Below are 22,018 nucleotides of genomic sequence, written 5' to 3' on the forward strand. Positions count from 1 at the left end.
CCAACATCCGGCACCGGGAAACCATGTGAACGACGGTGTGACAGCGGCTTGCGAATCCTGGGGCTAGTTGCAGCAACTCACGACACCGGCCTCGCCCTGATCGAGGATGGCAAGCCATTGCTTGTCGTCGAGGAAGAACGATTCAACCGCGAAAAGCACACGAAAGCTTTTCCACGGCACGCTCTTGTTGAAGCTCTTGGCGATGATATCGCCGATCTCCGCAGCATCGACGTCATCACAACGCCCTGGGATGAACAGCGCCTGCGCAGAACATTTGCACGCGCCATCACCAGCCATCTTCCTATGAGCCTAGCACTGTTGCTAGAGCGTTCTCATACGCCCCAGCGTAATGAAATCGTGCGCGTCTCTGCCGTTCTCCGTCGCAAGCTCAAACGGCTCACACAAGACCGCATTCCCTTGCCGCCCATTATCGGCGTTGGCCACCATGAGTCGCACGCGGCGACCTTTTTCGTTTCACCGTTCGAAGAGGCGAGCATCCTCGTTATGGATGGCTTCGGCGATGACGCTGCCACGACGATATTCACTGGACGGAACAATAACATTGAGCGTCATTGGCATGAGCCGATGGCCAATTCGCTGGGCCTCGTCTACACGTTTCTGACCCAATACCTGGGCTTCGGTGGCTTTTCCGACGAAGGCAAGGTAATGGCGCTCGCAGCCTGCGGCGACGACAGCTACGTGGAGCGTTTTCGCGACGTCATCCACCTGAAACCGGACGGACGTTATAGCGTCAACTTCGACTATTTCAGCTATCGAACGTTCGGCGAGCTGAAACCATTCAAGCAGCGCTTCTTTGATGTCTTCGGCCCACCGCGCAAAACCGGCGAACTACTGGAAGACCGCCACCTGGCGATTGCCCATGCGCTACAAACCGTAACTGAAGAAGCGATCATCCATGTCGTACGCGAGATGGAAAAGCGCTTCCCTTCGCGCAACCTGGTTTTTACAGGCGGCCTTGCGCTCAACTGTGTCGCCAACGCCCGCATCCTCGAACATACGGAAATGAAGCGCGTTTGGGTTCCACCCTGCGCGTCGGATACCGGCGCTCCCCTCGGCAGCGCTCTGTGGCACTACCACCAAACACTTGGAAAACCGCGTTCTTACGAATTACGCCACGCATCACTCGGTATGGAATATGCCGACGCCGATATCGCCCACGAACTCGAAGAGGCGGGCGTGCCCTCCGAGATCATGGAAGAAACCGAGCTTTACGAACGCCTCGCCCGCGATCTCGCCGACGGTAAAATCATCGGCTTCTTTCAAGGACGATTCGAACTCGGCCCCCGCGCCCTCGGCAATCGTTCAATCCTGGCCGATCCTCGGCGTGCAGAGATAAAGGCTGTCATCAACGGGAAAATAAAACACCGCGAACCTTTCCGTCCATTCGCACCCGCAGTTTTGGAAGAGCACGCATCAGAGTACTTCCACATCGATCAACCCGACCCATTCATGACGATGGCGCCATGGGTCCGCGAAGAAAAGCTCGACATCATCCCCGCTGCCGTTCACGTTGACGGCACAGCGCGTATCCAGACCGTCTCCGCCACAGACAACCCCCATTTTTATCGCGTGATCGATGCCTTCAAACGGATCACAGGCGTACCCGTTCTGCTCAACACCAGCTTCAACCGGCACGAGCCCATTGTTGCACGGCCTGAACATGCCATCTCTTGCTTCCTACGCACCGGGATGGATGTTCTCGCAATAGGCAAACACTATGTGAATGAGCGTCCTAAGGCGGCGGTTTCGCGCGCCAAGTCGCTCTTCCGACCAGGACCAATTTGACGAATGACACGTCTTTCCAAACCCCTCAGCGAAATCAAACCCTGCTACGATGTCATCATCGTCGGCTCCGGTTACGGGGGTGGCGTCTCGGCCTCCCGTTTAGCCCGTACAGGAAAGCGCGTCGCCGTTCTGGAACGCGGACGCGAAGTGCTGACGGGGGAATTTCCCAACCGATTTCCCGACCTAAAAAACGAACTCCAAGTCACCGGTAAAAGTGTGCGCACGGGCTCGCCGACGGGCCTCTATGACGTGCGCCTCGGCGAGCACATGCACATTCTTGTGGGATGCGGCCTCGGCGGCGGTTCCCTTGTCAACGCGGGCGTCGCCCTGCGCCCAACCGCGCGTGTCTTCGAAGATCACGCATGGCCCGAAGAGCTTCGGCAGGACGGCTGGCTGCAGGAGGGCTATGTCCGCGCACAAAACTGGCTGCGCCCAGCCAAAGATCCTCGCGCCGCAAGCATGACCAAATTCAACGCACTCAAAACCGCCGCAGACCGCCTCGGGCACGCGATGGTGGAGACACCGGTCGCTGTGAGTTTCTCAGAAACCATCAACGCTGCGGGACGAACGCAAGCCGCCTGCACGTCATGCGGCGACTGCTGCGCGGGCTGCAATGTTGGCGCCAAAACGACTGTGGCCGTCACATATCTACCAGACGCCGTCGCGCATGGCGCCGAACTCTTTACGCACGCCAAGGTTAGTAGCCTGGAAAAGCAGTCAGACGGCACTTGGCAACTGCATGTCGAAGACCTTCGCAAGGACGGACAGAAGGAAGGCTTCAAACTTTCAGCCCCGGTCATCATCCTTGCAGCCGGCACTCTAGGCTCTACAGAAATTTTACTCCGTGCAGCAGCCAAAGGCCTCGCCGTGTCAGACCGCCTGGGTCACCGCTTCTCGGCGAATGGCGACATCATCGCCTTTGGCTATGGGCTGAAGGCGAAAGTAAATGCCGTGGGGATTGGCCATCCTCCCAAGCTTGAGGACTTTGCCGTCGGACCATCCGTAACCGGGCAGCTTGAAGTCCGCGACGCTGAAACCCTCGAAAACGAACTCACAGTTCAGGACGGAGCCCTGCCATCAGCGCTAGCTCCAATCCTACCCGTGATGTTCGTTCCGAATGGCCGCATCCTCGGCGCGTTGAAAAGCTTGGTCAGCGGAGTATATCGAGGTCCCTTCGCGCACCTACAGACAATATTCGCCGTATCGCATGACAGCGCTTCCGGCCGCTTTATCCTGGACTCTGATCGCCTGAGCCTCTCGTGGCCTGGCGCAAAGGATGAACCCGTCTACACCCGCATCGATGCCGCGCTGGCGCAAATCGTGGGCGACGCCGGGGGATCATACGTAAAGAATCCTTTGGCAGGCACAGTCATGGGCCACCAGCCGGCGACGGCACATCCCCTTGGGGGATGCTCAATGGCGGAGGATTGCACCACAGGCGTCGTAAATCACAAGGGGCAAGTCTTCGACGCAGGAGCAAGTGGCTCAACCGACGTCCATCGGGGGCTCTACGTCATCGATGGATCAATTATTCCCCGCTCGTTAGGCGTCAACCCGCTCCTGACCATTACAGCGCTGGCCGAACGAGCGATGGCTCATTTCGCCACCGACCACGACCTGTCCTTCAGCGCGGAACCAGCCAAAGCTTCATAAGTAATTTAGGATGATGCCCGGTACGAAGCGCACCAGGCATCAATCCGCACTCATTGTGCCTTCGCTTCGGGGTGATCAAGATACCGAACGTCCCTGGGCGAATAGGGAAGCGGATTGATGTAGCGGTAGCCTTCTGATTGCAGCAAAGCGATTTCAGGAAAACCGGCCGGAACAACGGTCACAAACCCATGGAAATCTTCTGGCTTGTAGCCTGCTGCCTTTAGTGCGTTGCTGCACATACGGAACTCGACACCCGCGTCGGCGAGCTCCTTCATCTTATCCATAAGGCCCTGATACTTGATGTAGTTCTCTTTAGCGAACGCCCGGAGTTCGGGACCGTGAGTCACGACGACCATCTTGCCCTTGAGCGGCTTCATCGTGTTCTTCACGAAGGCATAGAGCATGTTGAGATTGTTGGGATCGGTGTAGTTGGCATCAAACACCGCATTGATCATAGGATACTCATGCATATCACTCTTCGAACTTCCGTACGGAGAAAGCTCATCGTCAGCAGCGAATACATTTTGCGTCACACCCAGAACCAATGACAGCGCGACGGCGGCAGCGAACACAAGTCTCATAGAAAAGCTCCACGTTAAGAGAGAGGGCAACAGGTTTCCCCGTATGTCGCCCATCTCAACGCAAGAAACACGTGTCTGTCTATAGCCTTAGCGGTACGAACTTCGTTGTACCGTCTACCGTGTGGGATCAGGCTCTGCATAAGATTGACCGATAGGCTGCGCTTTTGGCAAAGCAGTGGTCTCAGCTTTCCTTTTTCGCATCTGCCCCATCATGAGGACAGCAAAAATTAACAAGCCAATCCCAAGCACTGGATACTCGAACGGCAAACCGCTGTCGTGGCGAAGAACCAGGAATGCTACGATCAGGGCCGTTGAGACGATGGCCAACACGCGCTCGTACAAACTGAACATCGTAAGCGCACAATTAAAGATGGCCATGGCCAATGTCGACATACCAATCGGCACAGCGATCAGGGCAAATACACCGTGCGCCCAATCATCCGGCTCAAGAACGAGCACGGGATTATAGACCACCAGAAACGGAATGATGAATCCCGCCAGGGCAATCATAAACGCGTAGAGCGACGTCTTCACATAGTCGGCCCCCGCTATGCCCGCACCAGCCAACGATGCCAGCGCAACAGGTGGCGTAATGGCAGATACGACCGCGAAGTAGAACGCAAAGAAGTGCGCACTGATGGGGGTTACTCCCATCTCGATCAGCACGGGCACAACCACAATCGCAACAAGCGCGTAAGCTGCGCTGGTTGGAATACCGAGTCCGAGAATAATAGACACGATCATCGTGATGACCAGGGCGAGCGCGAGGCTCCCGCCACTCAACATTTCGACCACACTCGCAACTTTGGTGCCCATGCCGGTCGTGATAAGCGCTTGCGCCATCATGCCGACGCCCGCTAGCGCAATACCAATTTGCGCGCCGATTACAGCACCTCGCGACAGACACTCCGCTAGCTCCTTGAAGGTCGGACGCGTGTCGCTCGAGATATAGCTCAACACAACGGCAACGATGATGGCCCAAAACGCGGCGAGGTTTGCCGAGTACTGCATAAGCAGCATAACGACAAGAACGCCGAGAGGGATTAAGAATAGCGGTAACCGTCGAAAGATGAGCCGCACGTCGATCGGTGCGCGCGGAGCACGGATATTTTCGCGGACAGCAATGAGCTGCACACTCAGCATACAACCCCAGAAATAGAGCAACGCTGGAATAAGCGAGGCTGCCATCACGCTTGCGTAGGACACGCCGATAAACGAGGCCATCAGAAACGCCGCAGCGCCCATCACGGGAGGCATGAGCTGGCCGCCGGTTGACGCCGTGGCCTCAATCGCTGCCGCAATGTGGGGCTTATAGCCCGTCTGTTTCATATAAGGGATCGTGAAGGCGCCCGTGATCGCGACGTTCGCCACGGCCGCGCCGGTGACCGTGCCAACCATGGCACTCGATATCACCGCGGTCTGGCCAGGCCCGCCCCGGAATACGCGTCCGGCGGCCTGCCCCAGTTCGCGAAACAGGCCATGAACTCGGAGAATCTCCAGCAGCGCTCCGAAAATAACAAAAAGAAAAACATAGTTTGCGGAAATAGATAAAAAATTCCCGTAGATACCAGAAAGGCCAACACTCAAATAAGAGACGACATAGCTGAAATTAAACGGACGATGATAAAACGGCTCGGGCAAATACTGACCGAGGAAGAAATAGGCAACAAAGAAAACGATCACGCAGGGCATAATGTTTCCCCACGCTTGACGCGTCCCTTCCAAAACCACCAACATCAATATGACGCCGACAATCACGTCCATTGTTTCTGGAAATCCGATCACCATTTCCAGGTGAGACAAATTCAAATAGATGTAGGCCGTCGCAAACAACCCCAATCCGAGCATGCTCAAATACCAGAGCCGCGCCGATACTGATGTCGACAATCGCACGGCACCGAGAAAAATAAGCGTCACCACAAACATCAGATGGATTGTCTGATGCTCATAGGAGCCAACCATCAGCACCTGCGTCGTCAGCATGTGATAGCCGAACGCGGCAATCCCTACGGCGACGATGATGTAGTCGAGTATTTTTGACATGCTCATCAGCTTGCCCTTTCGGCGAAGGTGAGCGGAATGGGCGAAGGCTAATCAACTGGACCCGGCGGGGCTTATTGCCGGGTCCAACCGTTCAGAAGCGCTTCAGTCGATCAGTCCGGCTTCTTTGTAAGCCCGCAGCGCACCAGGATGCAGTTCGCTCGGCTCCCAGCCATACATGAGAGCCTTTGGCGACATCAGCTTGCCGAGTGCGTGGTAGTTTTTGAACTCCCCGACATGATTGATGATCAGCTTCGTAATCTGGTAAATCGCTTCCTCAGGAAACTCTTCCGAAGCTGTCCAGGAAATCGTGTCAGCAAAACCGTCAAGCGGCTCATCGCGACCAGGCAGAGCTTCCGCTGGGATAGTCACAGCCACCATGGGCATCCCGGAATCCTGTGCCTTCTTCACAGCATCCCCACCCCACGGAAGGAAATAGACCTTGCGTCCTGAAGCGAGGAACTCGGTCGTTTGCGGAGAAAGAACCATAGTATTCGTGAGCGGATCGAAATAGCCACCAACGATAGCCGCTTCCACCTGTCCATCGAGCAGCGCGGCGGCGGCTTCCTGCACACCTAGATACTCAATCTGAACGTCCTTACCCAAACCCCAACCGACGCGCATCAACCGCTCAGGCTGAATGGTCCAGTTGATCTGCGGTTTGCGGCCCAGAGCGACCCGCTTTCCCTTCAGGTCGGCCACCGACTTGATATCGGGATTGAGAGTGGCGAGGAAATAGCTGCCCAGATTGTAGTTCGCGATAGCTTTGACGGGCGGAAGCGTTTCTTTAAACGGCTCTTCACCACGCACAGCCAGTGTACTGACGCCACGTCCTGATCCAATGATCATGGTTTTACGGAGATCAGGCTCTTTCTGCAGCTTCACGTGATTAAACGCAAAGCCTGGGCTCTCGCTGTGACTAATGCGAATTGTTGGATGGTTTTTACTGACAATCTGCTCGAGAGCGGAGCCTAGGATATAAGAGCCACTGCCAAATGGCGCGGAGATCAGACTGTAATTCTCTGCTTGGACTGCATTTGCGCCCAATAAAAGAGCACCAGCCGCAATCATTGTCTTAATTGCATTCGTCATTTGGGTTTCCTCCGTGGAGATTTTGGCTTCTTCGTCCAATCTCCTATTGTGTGAAAGATTTCAGCGCGTCCGTGTAAAAACCTCCAATTCTATAAGATTACATCCAACCATAAAATTGGTCACATCATTGGTCTAATCGATAATCGATATCTGCCTCATGCAAATGATGAATAGTGCAGCCACATAAAGTGAGCCCTAAGCATCCTCGACCTCATTGGCCAAGCAGCTTGCGTCATTTCTCCATCAAAGCGGCGGCGGAAAGCCCAGACGATGCTTTGCTATCCGACACTGAAGTCACTTGGCGAGGATGGCGCACCATCACGACATCCACGGCAGCAGCGGCCTCACTCGTCAGCATCACCGGATTGAGATCCAATTCTCGCAAAACACCCTCCGTCGCGGCCCCCAGTTCGGAAACACGGCAGAGCATCGCGACGAGTGCATCCCGATCGATTCCCTTGCGCCCACGGAATGAGCCGAACATCGCCGCGCCCATCAGGCTATCGATCATGTTGGAAGCATCGCGAGGCGTGAGCGGACACTTGCGGAACGCCACATCCTTGAGCACCTCAACGAGCACGCCACCAAGACCAACCATGATGACGTTTCCAAAGACGGGATCATCTTGCAGACCGATAACGACCTCGACGTCGCCCTTGAACATCGGCTGCACGACCACGCCATCGATACTTGCATCGGGGCGCTTCTGTGCAACCGACGAAACCAGATCCGCAAAGCAGCTACGCACATCCTCCGCCGTCTTGAGCCCCAGACGAATGCCATCGACTTCCGTTTTGTGCAGGATGTCTGCAGACTCGATTTTCATAACGACCGGAAAGCCGACACTTTCCGCTGCATGCACCGCCTCTTCCGCACTCGCTGCGAACTCGGTGGGAACAATCGAAACACCGGCAGATTTCAGAATGCGAACGGCATCGACGGTCGACAAAGGACCATCCCCCGAGGGAATAACCACCTGCGCAAGCTGCTGCTTCGCCCGCACCTCACGATCCGCAGACCACTGACGTCGCGCTTCAGCAAAACGGATCAAACCGACAACGGCATCAACAGCCGGCTCCGCACCACGCAGCACGGCGATCCCGCGTTTGCGTAAAGCCTTCACAGCCTCATCCGGTGCCGCAACCCACGCTACAATGAAGGGCTTGGTCGCACGTTCTTTGATGTCTTCGAACAGAGAGACCAGCGTATCGGCAAACCCTTCCATAAGCTGGAGCCACACGATACCGACATCAACGTCCGGATCGTCCAGCATATGCAGGACGCTTTCACTCAGGATCTTGGGATCGGCAACAAACTGCCCAGTCACATCGACTGGGTTGGCTGTCGCACCAAAGCCAGGAATGCATTCTTGTATCTTCGCCTGGGTCGCATCGCTGAGGCGCGGAACGGAAAGCCCCAACTCCTCGATACGATCAGCCATTAGCACGCCGGCACCACCGGACTGGGTAGCAATACCGATACCCGCGCCTTCGGGCAGGTCGCAGCAAGAGAGCACCTCGACAAGATCGAGCATATGCTCTTCGTTGCGCGCACGGATTATTCCCTTCTGGCGAACAACACCATCGAAAACGATGTCTTCGCCCGCAAGAGATCCCGTATGTGAGGCCGCCGCTCGCGCGCCAGCTCCCGTGCGGCCCACTTTCGTCAGCACGAGCGGCTTACCGAGCTCCATCGCGCGATCGGCAAGATCACATAGCCCGGGACCATCTTTCAGTCCCTCGATATATCCCGCACCGACGCGAATACGTTCATCTTCGATCACCTGGCGCATTGCATCGACAAAGGTCACATCGACTTCATTGCCCGTGTTGACAAAATACCCAAGCCCCAAACCGCGCGAGCGTGCCAATGCGGAAATCGCCGTACCAAACGCACCCGACTGCGAAACGAACGCGATCGGACCAGCCGGAACTTCGCCATTCACGTACTGGCTGAAGGATGCAATCACGCGCTCGAAAGCATTGAAGAGACCAAGGCAGTTGGGACCACAGATCCTGACGCCGGAGGCCCGCGCCGCTTCACGTAGCTCGGCCTCAAGCTTGCAGCCCTCTTCCCCAATCTCGGAAAACCCAGAGGCGAAGACGACCGCAGCAGGAACGCCCTTTCGTCCGAGATCGCGGATCGCTTGCACGACACCGCTAGCCGGCAACACAACGACAGCAAGGTCAACACCATCCGGCAAGTCATCGATCGACGCGATCGCCGGAAGCCCGCCGATCTCCTGCGCCTTCGGATTAACCGGATAAATCTTCCCCTTGTAGCCCTTCTCGATCAGCCATTTGACGGGCCGGCCGCTAACCTTGCGAAAATCCGAGGAAGCGCCGACCACGGCAATCGCGTTTGGCTTCACCAACGGCTTCAATGACGTCTTCATGTTTCCCCTGCCGGTTGTGGACCAACGGTCAGTATTGCTGTTTCTCTTCAGCGAAAGGCTTGAATGCCGGTTTGCGCCCGACCCAGCACCAAGGCATGGATATCGTGCGTGCCCTCGAGCGTGTTGACAGTCTCCATATTCATGACGTGCCGGATGACGTGGTATTCGTCCGAAATGCCGTTTCCGCCGTGCATGTCACGCGCCACCCGCGCGATTTCCAGGGCCTTCCCGGCGCAATTGCGCTTGAGCAGCGAAAGCATTTCGGGTGATGCCAGCTTACGGTCGCGTAACCGGCTCAAATGAAGGCACGCCAAGAGACCGAGCGTGATCTCCGTCTGCATGTCGGCGAGCTTTTTCTGTACGAGTTGATTGGCCGCCAGCGGACGCCCGAACTGTTTGCGGTCCAGCACGTAGCTGCGGGCAGCATGCCAGCAAAACTCGGCAGCCCCCATCGAGCCCCAGCAGATTCCGAATCTTGCATTGTTGAGACAGCCGAACGGCGCATTGAGCCCCTTGGCGTAGGGCAAGCGGTTTTCATCCGGAACGAAAACATCGTCCATCGCGATCTCGCCTGTCGGCGATGCGCGAACCGAGAATTTGCCTTCAATCTTCGGCGTCGTGAGCCCGGTCATGCCGCGTTCGAGAATAAAGCCGCCAATCTCGCCGTCATCGTCCTTAGCCCACACCACCATCAAATCCGCAATCGGAGAGTGTGTGATCCAGATCTTGCTGCCGCTGAGCCTATATCCGCCGGCGACCTTTTTCGCCCTGCTCTTCATGCTGCCCGGATCCGAGCCGTGATCGGGCTCCGTCAATCCAAAACAGCCGAGCAATTCGCCAGTCGCCATCTTCGGCAGATACTTCCGCCGCTGCGCTTCACTGCCATAGGCGTAAATCGGCGTCATAGAGAGCGTGGTCTGCACCCCGCACGCGGAGCGAAAAGCAGTGTCCACACGCTCCAGTTCTCGCATGATCAAGCCATACGTGACGTAGCTCACACCCGCACATCCGTAGCCGTCGATAGGCGCGCCGAGAAATCCGAGTTCGCCCATCTCCCGCATGACGGAAACATCAAAGGTCTCAGTCCTGTTGGCTTCCAGAATGCGCGGCATCAGCGACTTCTGCGCGTATTGCCGAGCACTGTCGCGAGCTAAGCGTTCTTCGTCTTTAAGCTCTTCGTCTAGTCGGAAGGGGTCTTCCCACTGAAATGCTGCCCCAAGATTGGTGAACTCGGAGAAATTCTCTGAGGCTTCGGGCTTTACGGCGTCCGTCACTGTCATGGTCGATCCTCCCGGTATCGGCGTCAGGTGCGCTCAATAACGACGGCAATGCCCTGACCGACGCCGATGCACATGGAGATGAGGCCGTACCGGCCACCGGTACGTTCAAGCTGACGTGCCGCAGTCAGAAGAATGCGCGGTCCCGATGCACCGAGCGGATGTCCCAGCGCAATCGCGCCACCGTTCGGATTGACACGCTTGTCTTCAAAGTCCACGCCGAGGCCGGCGAGACATGCCAGCACCTGAGCGGAAAACGCCTCGTTGACTTCAATGACATCCATATCGTTGATGGTGAGACCCGCGCGCTCGAGCGCCTTCTTTGACGCTGGCACGGGACCATACCCCATAATCCGTGGAGCGACGCCGGCAACAGCTGACGAGAGAATGCGCGCTTTCGGCGTAAGCCCCAGCTTCTCGCCCGCGTCCCGGCTCCCCAACAACAAGGCCACCGCGCCATCGTTGATGCCCGACGCATTGCCGGCAGTCGTAACGCCTCCAGCATGTATCGCATTGAGCTTTTGCAGCCCTTCCATCGTCGTCTCACGCGGATGTTCATCCTTGGCGACAATCTTGGGATCTCCGCGCCTTTGTGGAATCTTTACGGGCGCGATTTCGCCCTCGAAGTATCCCTCAGCCTCTGCGCGCGCATAGTTCTGTTGCGATTGAAGCGCGAAGCGATCGCATTGCTCGCGCGAGATCTGATGCTCTTCCGCGAGATTATCCGCCGTCTGCGGCATGCTATCCGCGCCGAAGGTCTTTTCGATCACTTTGTTCGGAAACCGCGCACCGACGCCTGAATCAAAGATTTGAATGTTCCGGCTGTAAGCAGAATCGGCCTTGCTCATGACGAATGCAGCACGGCTCATGCTCTCAACACCACCGCTCAACAAAAGGTCACCCTCTCCAGCAGTGATCGCATGAGCGGCACTTGCAATAGCACCAAGCCCGCTCCCGCAATTGCGCTGCAAGACAGTGCCACCTACTTCGATCGGCAATCCAGCAAGCAACAACGCATGGCGCGCAACGCACCGGCTGTCTTCGCCCGCCTGATTAGCGCACCCGACGACAACGTCTTCCACTTTGGAGACCGCACCGTTATTGCGCTCAGCAAGATCGCGGATCACGCCCGCTAGAAGATCATCAGGTCGGACAGGAGCAAGACCTCCACCATGGCGTCCAAAAGGGGTCCGCAATCCGTCGTATAAATAGGCATCCAGCATAGTCGTTTCCTGGGTCGTTCCCTGTTTCAATCAGTCAGCTATTCTCGCCGTCGTTTAGACGGGCATCCGTTCCGGTGCTTTCAATGAGAGGCCGAGCCGCGCCCTGCGTGTCAGCCAAGGGCTCGGGCGATAACGCGGATCGCCATAGGTCGCGAACAACGCACTCAGAATCTGATGGACCTTCTGAGGCCCGATCCGGTCACCAAGACTGAGCGGACCAGCCGGATAGTTGAGCGCAAGGGTCGGCGCCTTATCGACATCCTCAGGAGAAGCGCCGCCTGATTGCGCAATCGCACAGCAGATGTTGATGATCATCGCCACGATGCGCTGTGCGACAAAACCCGGACTATCACGAAGAACGGTCACTGATATCCCGCCGGCTGCAAGCACGGCCTGAGCTGCCTCCAGCATCTCTGCTGTCGTTGCGGGTGTTGGCATGATGACGCGCCGGCGATCCATCGCAAACAGCGTTTCGACCGCAACGGTCCGGGCCGGATCGAGGTTTTCTTTAAGAGCGGTTGTCGTGGCATCATCACCAAGTGGCGCAACCAGACACAGCGCGCTATCGCTGGGACGCTCTCCAGCTTCAACCTTAACGCCACTTGCTTCGAGTGCGCCCAAAATCGCACGCGCACCATCCGGGTTGGCTTGACTGATCCAGACGCTGGAAGGGAGCGTCGATGGCGCGGCCGGCTCGTCCTGTCCAATGGGCTGGCCATCTTTGTAGAGATAGAAGCCACCATTCGATTTACGTCCGAGAATGCCGGCCGCCGTGCGCTGCGCCATCAATAGCGAAGGACGGTACCGCGGTTCGAAGAAGAACTGCTGGTGGATCAGCTCGGTCGCCGGATGCGTTACATCCAGCCCGGTCAGATCCATCAACTCAAACGGGCCCATCCTGAAGCCGACGAGATCGCGCATGACCCGATCAACATCTTCGGTCGTCGCGATGCTCTCATCAACCACATGCGCTGCCTCAATGGTGTATCCACGCCCAATCTGGTTGACGAGAAAGCCCGGCGCATCTTTCACCCGTACCGGCTCACGCCCCATCCGCCGGCCGACTTCCATCAGCGCTTCGCAAACCCATGGCGCGGTGCGAATGCCGTCAATGACCTCCACAAGGCGCATGAGCGGAACAGGGTTGAAGAAGTGGAAGCCCGCAATTCTCTCAGGCGCCTTGGCCTTAGCGGCAATCGCTGCGATAGATAGAGACGAAGTGTTGCTCGCGAGGATGCAGTCACTGCGAACGATCCCCTCCAATTCAGCCAACAGCGCCTGCTTCACATCCAGGTCTTCGATCACCGCCTCAACGACGAGATCGCAGCCGTTCAATTGGGAAAGGCTCTCCGCGGTCGTGATCCGTCCAACCACGATCTCGGCATCTTTCTGCTCCATCCGGCCCTTCTCGACGCTCCGCGCGAGAAGCTTCGCAATGAAACCTTTGGCGTCTTCCGCAACGCCCGGCTTGGAGTCAATCAGGATAACTTCGTAGCCGCCGACTGCAGCGACCTGCGCGATGCCCCGGCCCATGGCCCCCGCACCAACGACACCTACAGCCGAAATCGCTTCCGCCACGCCAACCCTCCCTTCATCCCTTTGCGTCGCCCGCGTTTTCTTTTGGCTGGGACGACATATTTTTGTCGGTTGAAAAGGAGCGTAGGAGCGGCCATGCTATAAATCTAATTGAACTCCATAATCACCATTATTCAGAACATGAATTTAAGAGCGATCGACCTGAACCTTCTGCTCGTCTTCGAGGTCATCTACAGCGAAGGAAATCTGACGCGCGCTGCAGATAAGCTGGCGATGAGTCAGCCTGCCGTAAGCAACGCATTGGCCCGGCTGCGCGCCACTCTTGATGATCAACTCTTCCTCCGGACCCCGCGAGGGATGACCCCAACGCTACGTGCCCGGCAGATGATCCAGGAGGTGCGCCAAGCCCTCGACCTCATCACAAGCGCACTACGCGACCGCCCTGAGCAATTCGACTACGCCCAATCAGACCGCGTCTTCACAATCGCTGCTGAGGACTATGGGGAAGCCGTCATCACCCCGCGCTTCATGGACTGGCTGACTGGCGTCGCACCAAATACCAAGGCGCATGTGCGGCTCAAACAGAGCCTGGCCCTACAGGACGAACTGCGCGATGGACGGATCGACCTCGTGATCGACTACTTCCGGATCAGGGACAATAGTTTTACAAATCAGCATCTTATGACGGACGAACTGGTGTCCATGGTCCGGGTCGATCACCCAACCATTCGTGACACGCTATCCTTGGAACAGTACATCTCGCTGCCCCACGTGGTCCTTGAACAGAAATCCCCGATGGTGGACCGGGAGCTTGCCGTGCGCGGCCTGACCCGCAATCGCGCCTTGCACGTCCCACACTTCATCTCGATGCCGCTGATCGTGAAAAGCACGGACTTCATCTGCACCCTGCCGCGCCGGATGGCCATGCTCTACATGGAGCACTTCCGGGTCAAAGTTCTCAAATCGCCAATAGACTTCCCCAAGATCCCGATCTTCCTGATCTGGAGCAAAAATATGGAGAAGGACCCCGGCCACCAATGGCTGCGGCAGTCCCTGCTCGATCTCTGCCAGAGGCTTTAATTTCCCGCATTATCACCAAATCGAATGGACAATATTCGGCAAATCCACTGGCTGAATAAAAATTGGACCGATAGCCTCGCCCGAAAGCGATATCATCACGATAAATCATAAGCTGGGAGGCAATAAACTATGGCGCTCGTGCTACGCGAAGAACCATCCGAAGGTGTGAAGCTGCTGCGGCTGAACCGCCCGGATGCACGAAACGCGCTCAACACTGCGCTGAGAAAAGAACTCGCCAGCCATTTCCAGGAACTCAGCTCCGACGAGACCGCGCGTTGCATCGTTATCACCGGAGATGACAAAGCCTTCGCGGCGGGTGCCGACCTCAAGGAGATCGTCGACGACACGCCGGTAGAAATTATGAACCGGAATGTGAGACGCTTCTGGAACGTCATCTCATCATGCCCGGTACCGGTCATCGCTGCAGTCCGCGGCGTTGCACTCGGCGGAGGCTGCGAGCTTGCATTGCACGCAGATATCATCGTAGCCGGCGAGAACGCGCGGTTCGCCCAGCCGGAAGTCTGTGTCGGCGTCATGCCGGGCGGCGGCGGCACGCAGCGTCTAGTCCGCGCTATCGGCAAATACCAAACGATGAAACTCGTTCTGACTGGAGAACCGATTTCAGGGCGGGACGCCTTCACCATGGGACTAGCTAGCGAAGTCGTGCCCGATGATGCGGTCTTGGATCGCGCGTTAGAGATGGCTCGCAAGATCGCGAGCTTACCACCGATTTCCATACGCCTGACGAAGGAAGTCACGTTGGCAGGGGCCGACGCAGCACTGGACACGGGCCTCCTGATGGAACGGCGCCTGTTCGAAATGATGTTCGCCACGGCCGACCAGAAGGAAGGCATGAATGCCTTCATTGAAAAGCGTAAACCAGATTTCGCGGGCCGCTAGAAGACGTTCTGCACCTCAATGAAAGTCCCGCGAATTAGGAATGATGCGGACTGTCCGGGGATGACGGCGAGGTGAGCGTTCATAATTTGGATGCATCACCTCGTCCGCCGAACTAAGCGGTAATTTGACATCGGAATCGGAGAGGAGACCCAGCTTGGCCGAATGATCCTCAAGCCGTTGCGCAACTAGGTGAACAACGCCATCGTGCGACTGGATGCGCCCACGTATTACAACGAGCCGGCTCCCCATTGCGACCTTGCGATAAGCTTCAAACGTCTTCGGCCAGACGACCGCGTTCGCGATGCCCGTCTCGTCTTCAAGCGTCATAAACATCACGCCCTTAGCCGTTCCAGGACGTTGCCGGACAAGCACGACACCAGCCACCGAAACACGCGTTCCATCCTTTAAGTCCCGATATCGTTCCGTCGTCACGCATCGAGCTTCCGTGAAGTGCGCACGCAAAAGAGCCATCGGATGCGCTTTGAGCGAAAGACGGAGCGTTTGATAGTCGGCGATAACATGCTCCGATAGCGGCATCTCCGGCAGTCTGATATCGGGATCTGGCCCAGCGGCGCTGGTGTGAGCATGGGCAAACAACGGCAACGGCTTTGCCTGAGCGAGTCCCCGCACGTTCCACAACGCCGCCCTGCGATCGAGTCCGAGAGATCGGAATGCATCCGCTTCCGCTAGTTTCTGAAGGCCACCCACAGGAACGCCGGATAGCAATCTAATTTGTTCCATGTCTTCATAAGGAAGCTCGCGGGCTTCAACGATCTTATTTGCATGCTCCTCGCGCAGGCCGTCCACTTGACGCATTCCGAGCCGCAAAGCGCATCGATCTTCCTTGGCAGGCTCAAGCGTATTGTCCCACTCGCTCATGTTGACATCGACCGGGCGCACCTCGACACCGTGGTCACGCGCATCGCGCACGATTTGCGCCGGGGCATAAAATCCCATCGGTTGCGAGTTGAGCAGCCCGCAGGCAAACACCTCAGGACGATGACATTTCAGCCAAGACGATACATAAGCCAGAAGCGCGAAACTCGCCGAATGGCTTTCGGGAAAACCATATTCAGCAAACCCTTTGATCTGACTGAAGCACTGGCGCGCGAACGTCTCGTCATACCCCCGCGCCACCATGCGCGACACCATCTTGTCTTCGAAAACATGGATGGTGCCGGAACGCCGAAACGTTGCCATCGCTCGACGCAATCCATTGAGTTCCGAAGACGTGAACTGCGCCGCCTTCATCGCAAGGCTCATGGCCTGCTCCTGAAACAGAGGCACGCCAAGCGTTTTACCGAGAATGTCCTTAAGCTCGTCGCGATCCCCATATTTCGGATCAGGTGACGGAATCTGAACCTTATCCAGCCCCTTCCGGCGGCGCAGATAGGGATGCACCATTCCACCTTGGATTGGGCCGGGCCGTACGATTGCGATCTCGATAACAAGATCATAAAAGTTTGCCGGCTTGAGACGCGGTAGCATGCTCATTTGCGCCCGGCTCTCGATCTGAAAAACACCGAGCGTGTCGGCTTCCTGGATCATCTCAAAGGTGGGAATGTCATCAGCTGGAAAAAAGCTCGCGAGATCCCGCTCTTCACCGTAGTGACGTTTCAAAAGGTCGAGACATTTGCGAATGCAGGTCAGCATGCCAAGCGCAAGCACATCGACCTTGAGTATCCCGAGCGCATCGAGATCGTCTTTGTCCCACTCAACGAAGGTGCGATCCTCCATGGCAGCATTCCCGATGGGAACAACCTCGCAAAGCGGGTCTTCAGTCAGCACGAACCCGCCCACATGCTGAGACAGATGCCGCGGAAAGCCAATCAATTCCGTGGCAAGCTCCAGTGTTCGATAAAGCTGCGGATCGGTCGGATCTAGCCCTGCTTCGCGCACCCGATTTTCAGCAATTCCTTTATTGGAAGTCCCCCACACCGTACCGGAGAGCGCAGACGTCACATCCTCGGAAAGCCCCATCACCTTTCCAACCTCGCGGATAGCGCTCCTGGAACGGTAGCTGATAACCGTCGCAGCGATGCCGGCATGCTCGCGCCCATAGCGGGCATAGATGTACTGCATCACCTCTTCCCGCCTCTCGTGCTCGAAATCCACGTCGATATCCGGCGGCTCCTTACGCTCCCGCGAAATAAAGCGCTCAAATAGCAGATTGATCTCAGTGGGATTTACGGAGGTGATGTGGAGGCAATAACAAACAGCCGAGTTAGCTGCAGAGCCTCGCCCCTGACACAGGATATCCTGACTGCGTGCCCAGCGAACGATATCGTGCACCGTGAGAAAATAGAGCGGAAAGTTCAACTCGGCGATAAGCACGAGTTCTTTTCGCAACGCCTCTCGCACCTTATCCGGAATGCCCTCCGGATACCGCTGATGCGCTCCCTCCCAAGTCAAATCCTCGAGATACTGCTGAGGCGTCTTTCCAGGGGGCACCGGCTCACGAGGATAGTTGTAGCGCAGATCATCAAGAGAGAAACGGCAACTCTGAGCAATCTCCTGGCTGCGCGCAATCGCGGCCTCATACCCATTAAAAAGCCGGACCATTTCTGCGGGGGATTTAAGATGCCGCTCGGCATTCGCCGCCAGGCGAAATCCAGCCTCCTGAATGGTGCAATGCTCCCGGATGCAAGCGACGACATCCTGAAGCGGGCGGCGTTCCGGACGGTGATAGAGCACATCCCCCGTCGCCACGAGCGGCGCCCCAGTCTTCTCAGCAATCGCATTCAGTTCCGCAATGCGACGCCGATCATCACCGCGATACGTGTAATGCGCGGCTAAAAAACATGGAGCTCCGAGCCGGTCTGAAATCGTCGCCACGTCCCGGACGAGCACATCGTGCTCCCAACGCTCCGGTGGCAGGAAAACAAAAATCTGCCCTTTGGCATGGACGTAAACATCTTCAAGAGTGAGGTGGCAGTCACCCTTGTCGGCGAAACGCTTGCCGCGCGTTAAAAGCCGCGACAGACGGCCATAAGCAGCACGATCCATCGGATAGCAAAGAAGGCTTACACCATCGGCGAGATCGAGCCGGCACCCCACGATAAAAGGAATGTCAGCGTCCTTAGCCGCAGTATGCGCGCGCACCACTCCGGCAAGAGTATTACGGTCAGTCAACGCAACAGCCGAGAGTCCCAGCTCTCGCGCCGTTGCCACCAACTCTTGCGGATGCGACGCTCCGCGCAGAAACGAGAAATTGCTCGACACCTGCAGCTCAGCATAACGCGGAGAGAAGGATAGTACGCCACTCATGCGAATAGCCCATGCATATGCCAGGTCGGCAGAGGCTCTTCCTTTGAACTTCCCTGATCGCGATAAAGCCCCTCGCGGAACAACCAGAACCGCCGTCCCCTATCGTCCTCGACACGGTAGTAGTCACGTGTGCGATGAACTGGCCCGAATGATTGATCCCACCATTCCGGGCCAATCCGCTCCGGTCCTTCGGCGCGAACGACGCGGTGTGCAACACGCCGCCACGTAAACCGCAGAGGCGGCCCCTCTGGAACTTCCGCAAGGACCTGAACCACCTCAGGCCGCGCCAGAAGACGGAAGGGCCGAGGTGGTTTTGAGGGGCACCGCGTCACCGCAGAAGCCCCCCCGCGGAGAGCCGGCACGCGTATCTCCGCCCGCTCCGGAATATGACTCTCGTGAAGGAGTATCCGCTGCACGCTTCCAGCTCCCAAACGGTTCGACAGGCGGTCGACCAATGACGACACATCCACCCGTGCGCGCTCCATGGCTGCACCGCGCGAAAGCGACAACTGGTCTGTGCCAAGCCGAGCGACGGCATCTGCCGATAAAATGAGAACATCGACTCCGAAACCGGGATTAAGCGTCTCGATCCGGTCTCGGAAAAGAAGCTCCAAATGTTTGGCATCTCGCGAAGGCCGTGCCGTCGCAATGCTCACTTGCGAAACGCCGCCATCCGCATGGTAGGCGGCAAACGTCAGACGCGTTGCCCCCTTGTGATCCATTTCCATACGGCGGCACAGCCGGCACAGAAGTTCGTGGAGGCCACGATAAAAACTCTCTGTTGCGAGGATCGGATCTGGAAAGGAAATACGCTCGAAATAATCCGGCGCGGCTTGAAGAGGGACGATAGGTTCCGAAGCCAGCCCAAGAACCTGATCGAGGCGATGTAAAACCGCTTCTCCAGCCTCACCCGCTGGAAACCGGCGATAGAGACTGGCACGTGGAATTTCACACAGGGCGCCAATCGTTTTGAAGCCAAATCGCCTGAGGAGAAGCAGGACATCCGGATCGAGACGGAGCGCCGCCAAAGGCAACAGAGAAAGGGCTGTCTTCACATCCCCCGACGGCACGCTCTGAGCCTCGCGACCCCCGTGAAATCTGGCAATCGCCCACGCCGCTCCTGGAGTATCAGCCAACCCGAGCCTGCTCGCAAAACCAATGGTGCGCAGTCTCTTGCCAAGATCGGAGAGCAGGGCATCCTCCCCCCCGCAAAGATGCGCCGCACCCGTGATATCGATCCAAAGGCCATCAACGCCATCAACACTGACAACCGGCGCATAACGTCGGCACCAGTTAGCCAAACCCTGCAAGGCGCGCGCCTCAGCTTCAAAATCTCTGATTTCTGTTACGAGTGTAGGCAGGAGCGCGCGCGCATCCGTAAGGCGCATGCCTTCTGACACACCGCCCTTACGGGCAATCGCATTCGGCGCGCTGATCCGGACACCACTTGCGTCCTTGCAGACAAGCGCAAAAGGATCGGCCTCAACCGGATGCAAGTCGCATGCAGGGCCTCGGGAACTGCGCCTCTGCCATTTCAGATGATCGAGCGCAAAGGTCTTCAACCAAACGGAAACAATGCGCTTCATGCTCCCACTCCACAGTCCAATTGCCCGGCCGTCCTCCGTGACAACGGTTGAGGGCGATCTGCCAGCGTGCATGCCCCGGAACCGTCGACACAAGACGGTCACTGACACCCGAAGCCGCCTGCACACGCCAACGAGTCTCAGCCGCGCTAGCTGCGCGATCCTGATCGGATCTGAGCAAGAGGACCGGCGTGCCAGCCGCCGCTGCTGCTAGCGACAGGCGACGAGTTTGTGTGAACGAAATCGTGTCGACTTCGCCAATAACAGCGAGAAGACTGCCAGCACGCGCACCTTCTTCAAGCGCCCAAAGCACATCGTTATTTTTAGCCGAACTGACGAAGAGGAAACGCTGCGGATCAAACCCAAATTCCCTCAATCCTGCTCCGTAAGGCGCACCGAATTCACGCTCAGTCCTCACAGTCTGACACCAGAGGACATATCGAGATGGAGACGCCGGCTCTAAATCCGCAAACCTCCTGAGAACCGCAAGAAGATAGGCTGATGCCACAGGCATGTCGGCATACTTCTCACCCGAAAATTCATGCACGCCCTCCCGGCTTAAACCACCTTCCGGCAAAGCTCCGTCGATATCCGGCACCCCGGTACACCAGATTGATGAAGGAAGGCGGGCCTCCCTTTCAGGGTGAACGTATTTTCGGGTCGCGTGCCGCTCGGTAGCCGCGATCAAACCGCGCAAAGCCGTGATCTTCGAAGACGTCTCTGCGGCGTGCTGAAACCTGTCACGCAGAAGAACGTCTTTGGGTGAAAGCTCAGAACCCATCGCACCGCCTCCTGCCAAAAAGGCAAAGATCTTTTAGGACGCAGACGCGGCAGTTCGGAGAATGATGGCAGACCGTCTGCCCATGTCGCTTCACAAGAAAATAGTTATGTTGCAGATCGTCCGTTGTCATCCAACCCGGAACCAGACGAGCGAGCGACCTGTCTACCGCCCTGTCGCTAGCTTTTGACGCCACAACCCCAAGACGTTTAGCAATGCGCTGATAGTGACTATCAACGACCAGAGCCGGCATCCCTAGCGTGCTGAAGTTGACGACTGCTGCGCTCACCTTAGGGCCAACACCAGGCAAAGCTTCAAGCCACGCACGCGCCGCTTCCACGGAATAGCCGGCGAGAAAGTCGAGGCTCAAGGCCCCACGAAGATAATGAATTCTATGAAGTGCTGCGGAGATCTGCGCAGCCTTGTTGTCCGCAAAGGTGACAGGCTGAATAAGATACGCAATCGCGTCAGGTGAGACGTGACGCAGGTCGTCCCAACTGGTGAAACGCCCACAAAGTTTGCGGAAGGCCCGCTTGGAGATGTCCTCACGCGTTCGCCCATCGAGAACCGCATGAACCATCTGCGTTATGGGATCGAAGGTGATCCATCGACCCAGCGGACCATGCGTTCTCACATGCGCTTTCAGCAGGCGGAAATGGACTTCCACCAAGGGATTTGGCTCCATAAATGCGAGGTCAAACTGCATTTTGGAATGCTAGAACAAAAAGTGAACATACGCAAGAGGTACGAGGCGGAGAGCATAACCACCCGTCAATTCTCCGACCGCAATAGAAAAAGCTGTATTCT

General features: G+C 57.1%; 15 protein-coding genes. 4 read left to right on the plus strand and 11 right to left on the minus strand.

Annotated features, from left to right (window positions below):
- Nucleotides 1-48: 48 nt before the first annotated feature.
- Both YBN1229_RS03645 and YBN1229_RS03650 read left to right on the plus strand, forming a co-directional pair.
- A complete protein-coding gene (locus YBN1229_RS03645) occupies nucleotides 49-1,806 on the plus strand; it encodes a carbamoyltransferase family protein (protein ID WP_046476754.1) in 1,758 nt (585 codons plus the stop codon).
- Between the two features lie 3 nt (nucleotides 1,807-1,809).
- On the plus strand, nucleotides 1,810-3,459 hold the full coding sequence (locus YBN1229_RS03650; protein ID WP_052743673.1) for a GMC family oxidoreductase N-terminal domain-containing protein: 1,650 nt from the start codon (nucleotides 1,810-1,812) through the stop codon (nucleotides 3,457-3,459).
- 50 nt (nucleotides 3,460-3,509) lie between these two features.
- Here the strand turns inward: YBN1229_RS03650 and YBN1229_RS03655 are convergent, their stop codons facing one another.
- From YBN1229_RS03655 to YBN1229_RS03685, 7 genes are all read right to left on the minus strand, one after another.
- Nucleotides 3,510-4,040 (minus strand): DsrE family protein, encoded by a 531-nt coding sequence (locus YBN1229_RS03655; RefSeq protein ID WP_046476755.1) that lies wholly within the window; start codon nucleotides 4,038-4,040, stop codon nucleotides 3,510-3,512.
- A 114-nt stretch (nucleotides 4,041-4,154) separates the two neighbouring features.
- Nucleotides 4,155-6,089, minus strand: coding sequence for a TRAP transporter permease (locus tag YBN1229_RS03660; protein ID WP_046476757.1), 1,935 nt, complete (start codon nucleotides 6,087-6,089; stop codon nucleotides 4,155-4,157).
- A 96-nt stretch (nucleotides 6,090-6,185) separates the two neighbouring features.
- Nucleotides 6,186-7,172 carry a TAXI family TRAP transporter solute-binding subunit gene (locus YBN1229_RS03665; protein WP_046479916.1) on the minus strand — a complete coding sequence of 329 codons (987 nt, stop codon included), beginning with the start codon at nucleotides 7,170-7,172 and terminating at the stop codon, nucleotides 6,186-6,188.
- 232 nt (nucleotides 7,173-7,404) lie between these two features.
- Nucleotides 7,405-9,567, minus strand: coding sequence for an acetate--CoA ligase family protein (locus YBN1229_RS03670; RefSeq protein WP_076605277.1), 2,163 nt, complete (start codon nucleotides 9,565-9,567; stop codon nucleotides 7,405-7,407).
- Nucleotides 9,568-9,614: 47 nt separating this feature from the next.
- The gene (locus tag YBN1229_RS03675; RefSeq protein WP_082101006.1) at nucleotides 9,615-10,847 is read right to left on the minus strand and encodes an acyl-CoA dehydrogenase; all 1,233 of its coding nucleotides are present in this window, start codon (nucleotides 10,845-10,847) and stop codon (nucleotides 9,615-9,617) included.
- Nucleotides 10,848-10,870: 23 nt separating this feature from the next.
- Nucleotides 10,871-12,067, minus strand: a complete 1,197-nt coding sequence (locus YBN1229_RS03680; RefSeq protein WP_046476760.1) for an acetyl-CoA C-acyltransferase — start codon at nucleotides 12,065-12,067, stop codon at nucleotides 10,871-10,873.
- Nucleotides 12,068-12,121: 54 nt separating this feature from the next.
- Complete coding sequence (locus YBN1229_RS03685; protein ID WP_197540876.1) at nucleotides 12,122-13,645, minus strand: 3-hydroxyacyl-CoA dehydrogenase; 1,524 nt, start codon at nucleotides 13,643-13,645, stop codon at nucleotides 12,122-12,124.
- Between the two features lie 138 nt (nucleotides 13,646-13,783).
- On the opposite strand from YBN1229_RS03685, the gene YBN1229_RS03690 reads away from it, so the two are divergent.
- Nucleotides 13,784-14,683 (plus strand): LysR substrate-binding domain-containing protein, encoded by a 900-nt coding sequence (locus tag YBN1229_RS03690; protein WP_046479920.1) that lies wholly within the window; start codon nucleotides 13,784-13,786, stop codon nucleotides 14,681-14,683.
- Nucleotides 14,684-14,812: 129 nt separating this feature from the next.
- The gene (locus YBN1229_RS03695; protein ID WP_046476762.1) at nucleotides 14,813-15,583 is read left to right on the plus strand and encodes an enoyl-CoA hydratase-related protein; all 771 of its coding nucleotides are present in this window, start codon (nucleotides 14,813-14,815) and stop codon (nucleotides 15,581-15,583) included.
- A gap of 15 nt (nucleotides 15,584-15,598) precedes the next feature.
- Here the strand turns inward: YBN1229_RS03695 and YBN1229_RS03700 are convergent, their stop codons facing one another.
- The 4 genes from YBN1229_RS03700 to YBN1229_RS03715 are packed head-to-tail and all read right to left on the minus strand — an operon-like array spanning nucleotide 15,599 to nucleotide 21,917.
- Nucleotides 15,599-18,850: an error-prone DNA polymerase gene (locus YBN1229_RS03700; RefSeq protein WP_046476764.1), complete on the minus strand. Its 3,252-nt coding sequence runs from the start codon at nucleotides 18,848-18,850 to the stop codon at nucleotides 15,599-15,601.
- Nucleotides 18,847-20,436 (minus strand): Y-family DNA polymerase, encoded by a 1,590-nt coding sequence (locus YBN1229_RS03705; protein ID WP_046476766.1) that lies wholly within the window; start codon nucleotides 20,434-20,436, stop codon nucleotides 18,847-18,849. Before YBN1229_RS03705 ends, YBN1229_RS03700 begins: the two co-directional genes overlap by 4 nt.
- Nucleotides 20,333-21,214 carry an ImuA family protein gene (locus tag YBN1229_RS18860; protein ID WP_052743676.1) on the minus strand — a complete coding sequence of 294 codons (882 nt, stop codon included), beginning with the start codon at nucleotides 21,212-21,214 and terminating at the stop codon, nucleotides 20,333-20,335. Before YBN1229_RS18860 ends, YBN1229_RS03705 begins: the two co-directional genes overlap by 104 nt.
- Nucleotides 21,204-21,917 (minus strand): endonuclease III domain-containing protein, encoded by a 714-nt coding sequence (locus YBN1229_RS03715; protein ID WP_046476768.1) that lies wholly within the window; start codon nucleotides 21,915-21,917, stop codon nucleotides 21,204-21,206. The genes YBN1229_RS18860 and YBN1229_RS03715 overlap by 11 nt, the downstream gene beginning before the upstream one ends.
- Between the last annotated feature and the right edge of the window lie 101 nt (nucleotides 21,918-22,018).

The sequence above is a fragment of the Candidatus Filomicrobium marinum genome (genome assembly GCF_000981545.1).
Taxonomy (GTDB): domain Bacteria; phylum Pseudomonadota; class Alphaproteobacteria; order Rhizobiales; family Hyphomicrobiaceae; genus Filomicrobium; species Filomicrobium insigne.

Excerpts from the sequence above, each read along its gene's own strand:
- YBN1229_RS03650 (WP_052743673.1), top strand. The coding sequence starts at position 1,810 with ATGACACGTCTTTCCAAACCCCTCAGCGAAATCAAACCCTGCTACGAT.
- YBN1229_RS03655 (WP_046476755.1), bottom strand. The coding sequence starts at position 4,040 with ATGAGACTTGTGTTCGCTGCCGCCGTCGCGCTGTCATTGGTTCTGGGT.
- YBN1229_RS03660 (WP_046476757.1), bottom strand. The coding sequence starts at position 6,089 with ATGAGCATGTCAAAAATACTCGACTACATCATCGTCGCCGTAGGGATT.
- YBN1229_RS03665 (WP_046479916.1), bottom strand. The coding sequence starts at position 7,172 with ATGACGAATGCAATTAAGACAATGATTGCGGCTGGTGCTCTTTTATTG.
- YBN1229_RS03670 (WP_076605277.1), bottom strand. The coding sequence starts at position 9,567 with ATGAAGACGTCATTGAAGCCGTTGGTGAAGCCAAACGCGATTGCCGTG.
- YBN1229_RS03675 (WP_082101006.1), bottom strand. The coding sequence starts at position 10,847 with ATGACAGTGACGGACGCCGTAAAGCCCGAAGCCTCAGAGAATTTCTCC.
- YBN1229_RS03680 (WP_046476760.1), bottom strand. The coding sequence starts at position 12,067 with ATGCTGGATGCCTATTTATACGACGGATTGCGGACCCCTTTTGGACGC.
- YBN1229_RS03690 (WP_046479920.1), top strand. The coding sequence starts at position 13,784 with ATGAATTTAAGAGCGATCGACCTGAACCTTCTGCTCGTCTTCGAGGTC.
- YBN1229_RS03695 (WP_046476762.1), top strand. The coding sequence starts at position 14,813 with ATGGCGCTCGTGCTACGCGAAGAACCATCCGAAGGTGTGAAGCTGCTG.
- YBN1229_RS03700 (WP_046476764.1), bottom strand. The coding sequence starts at position 18,850 with ATGAGTGGCGTACTATCCTTCTCTCCGCGTTATGCTGAGCTGCAGGTG.
- YBN1229_RS03705 (WP_046476766.1), bottom strand. The coding sequence starts at position 20,436 with ATGAAGCGCATTGTTTCCGTTTGGTTGAAGACCTTTGCGCTCGATCAT.
- YBN1229_RS18860 (WP_052743676.1), bottom strand. The coding sequence starts at position 21,214 with ATGGGTTCTGAGCTTTCACCCAAAGACGTTCTTCTGCGTGACAGGTTT.
- YBN1229_RS03715 (WP_046476768.1), bottom strand. The coding sequence starts at position 21,917 with ATGCAGTTTGACCTCGCATTTATGGAGCCAAATCCCTTGGTGGAAGTC.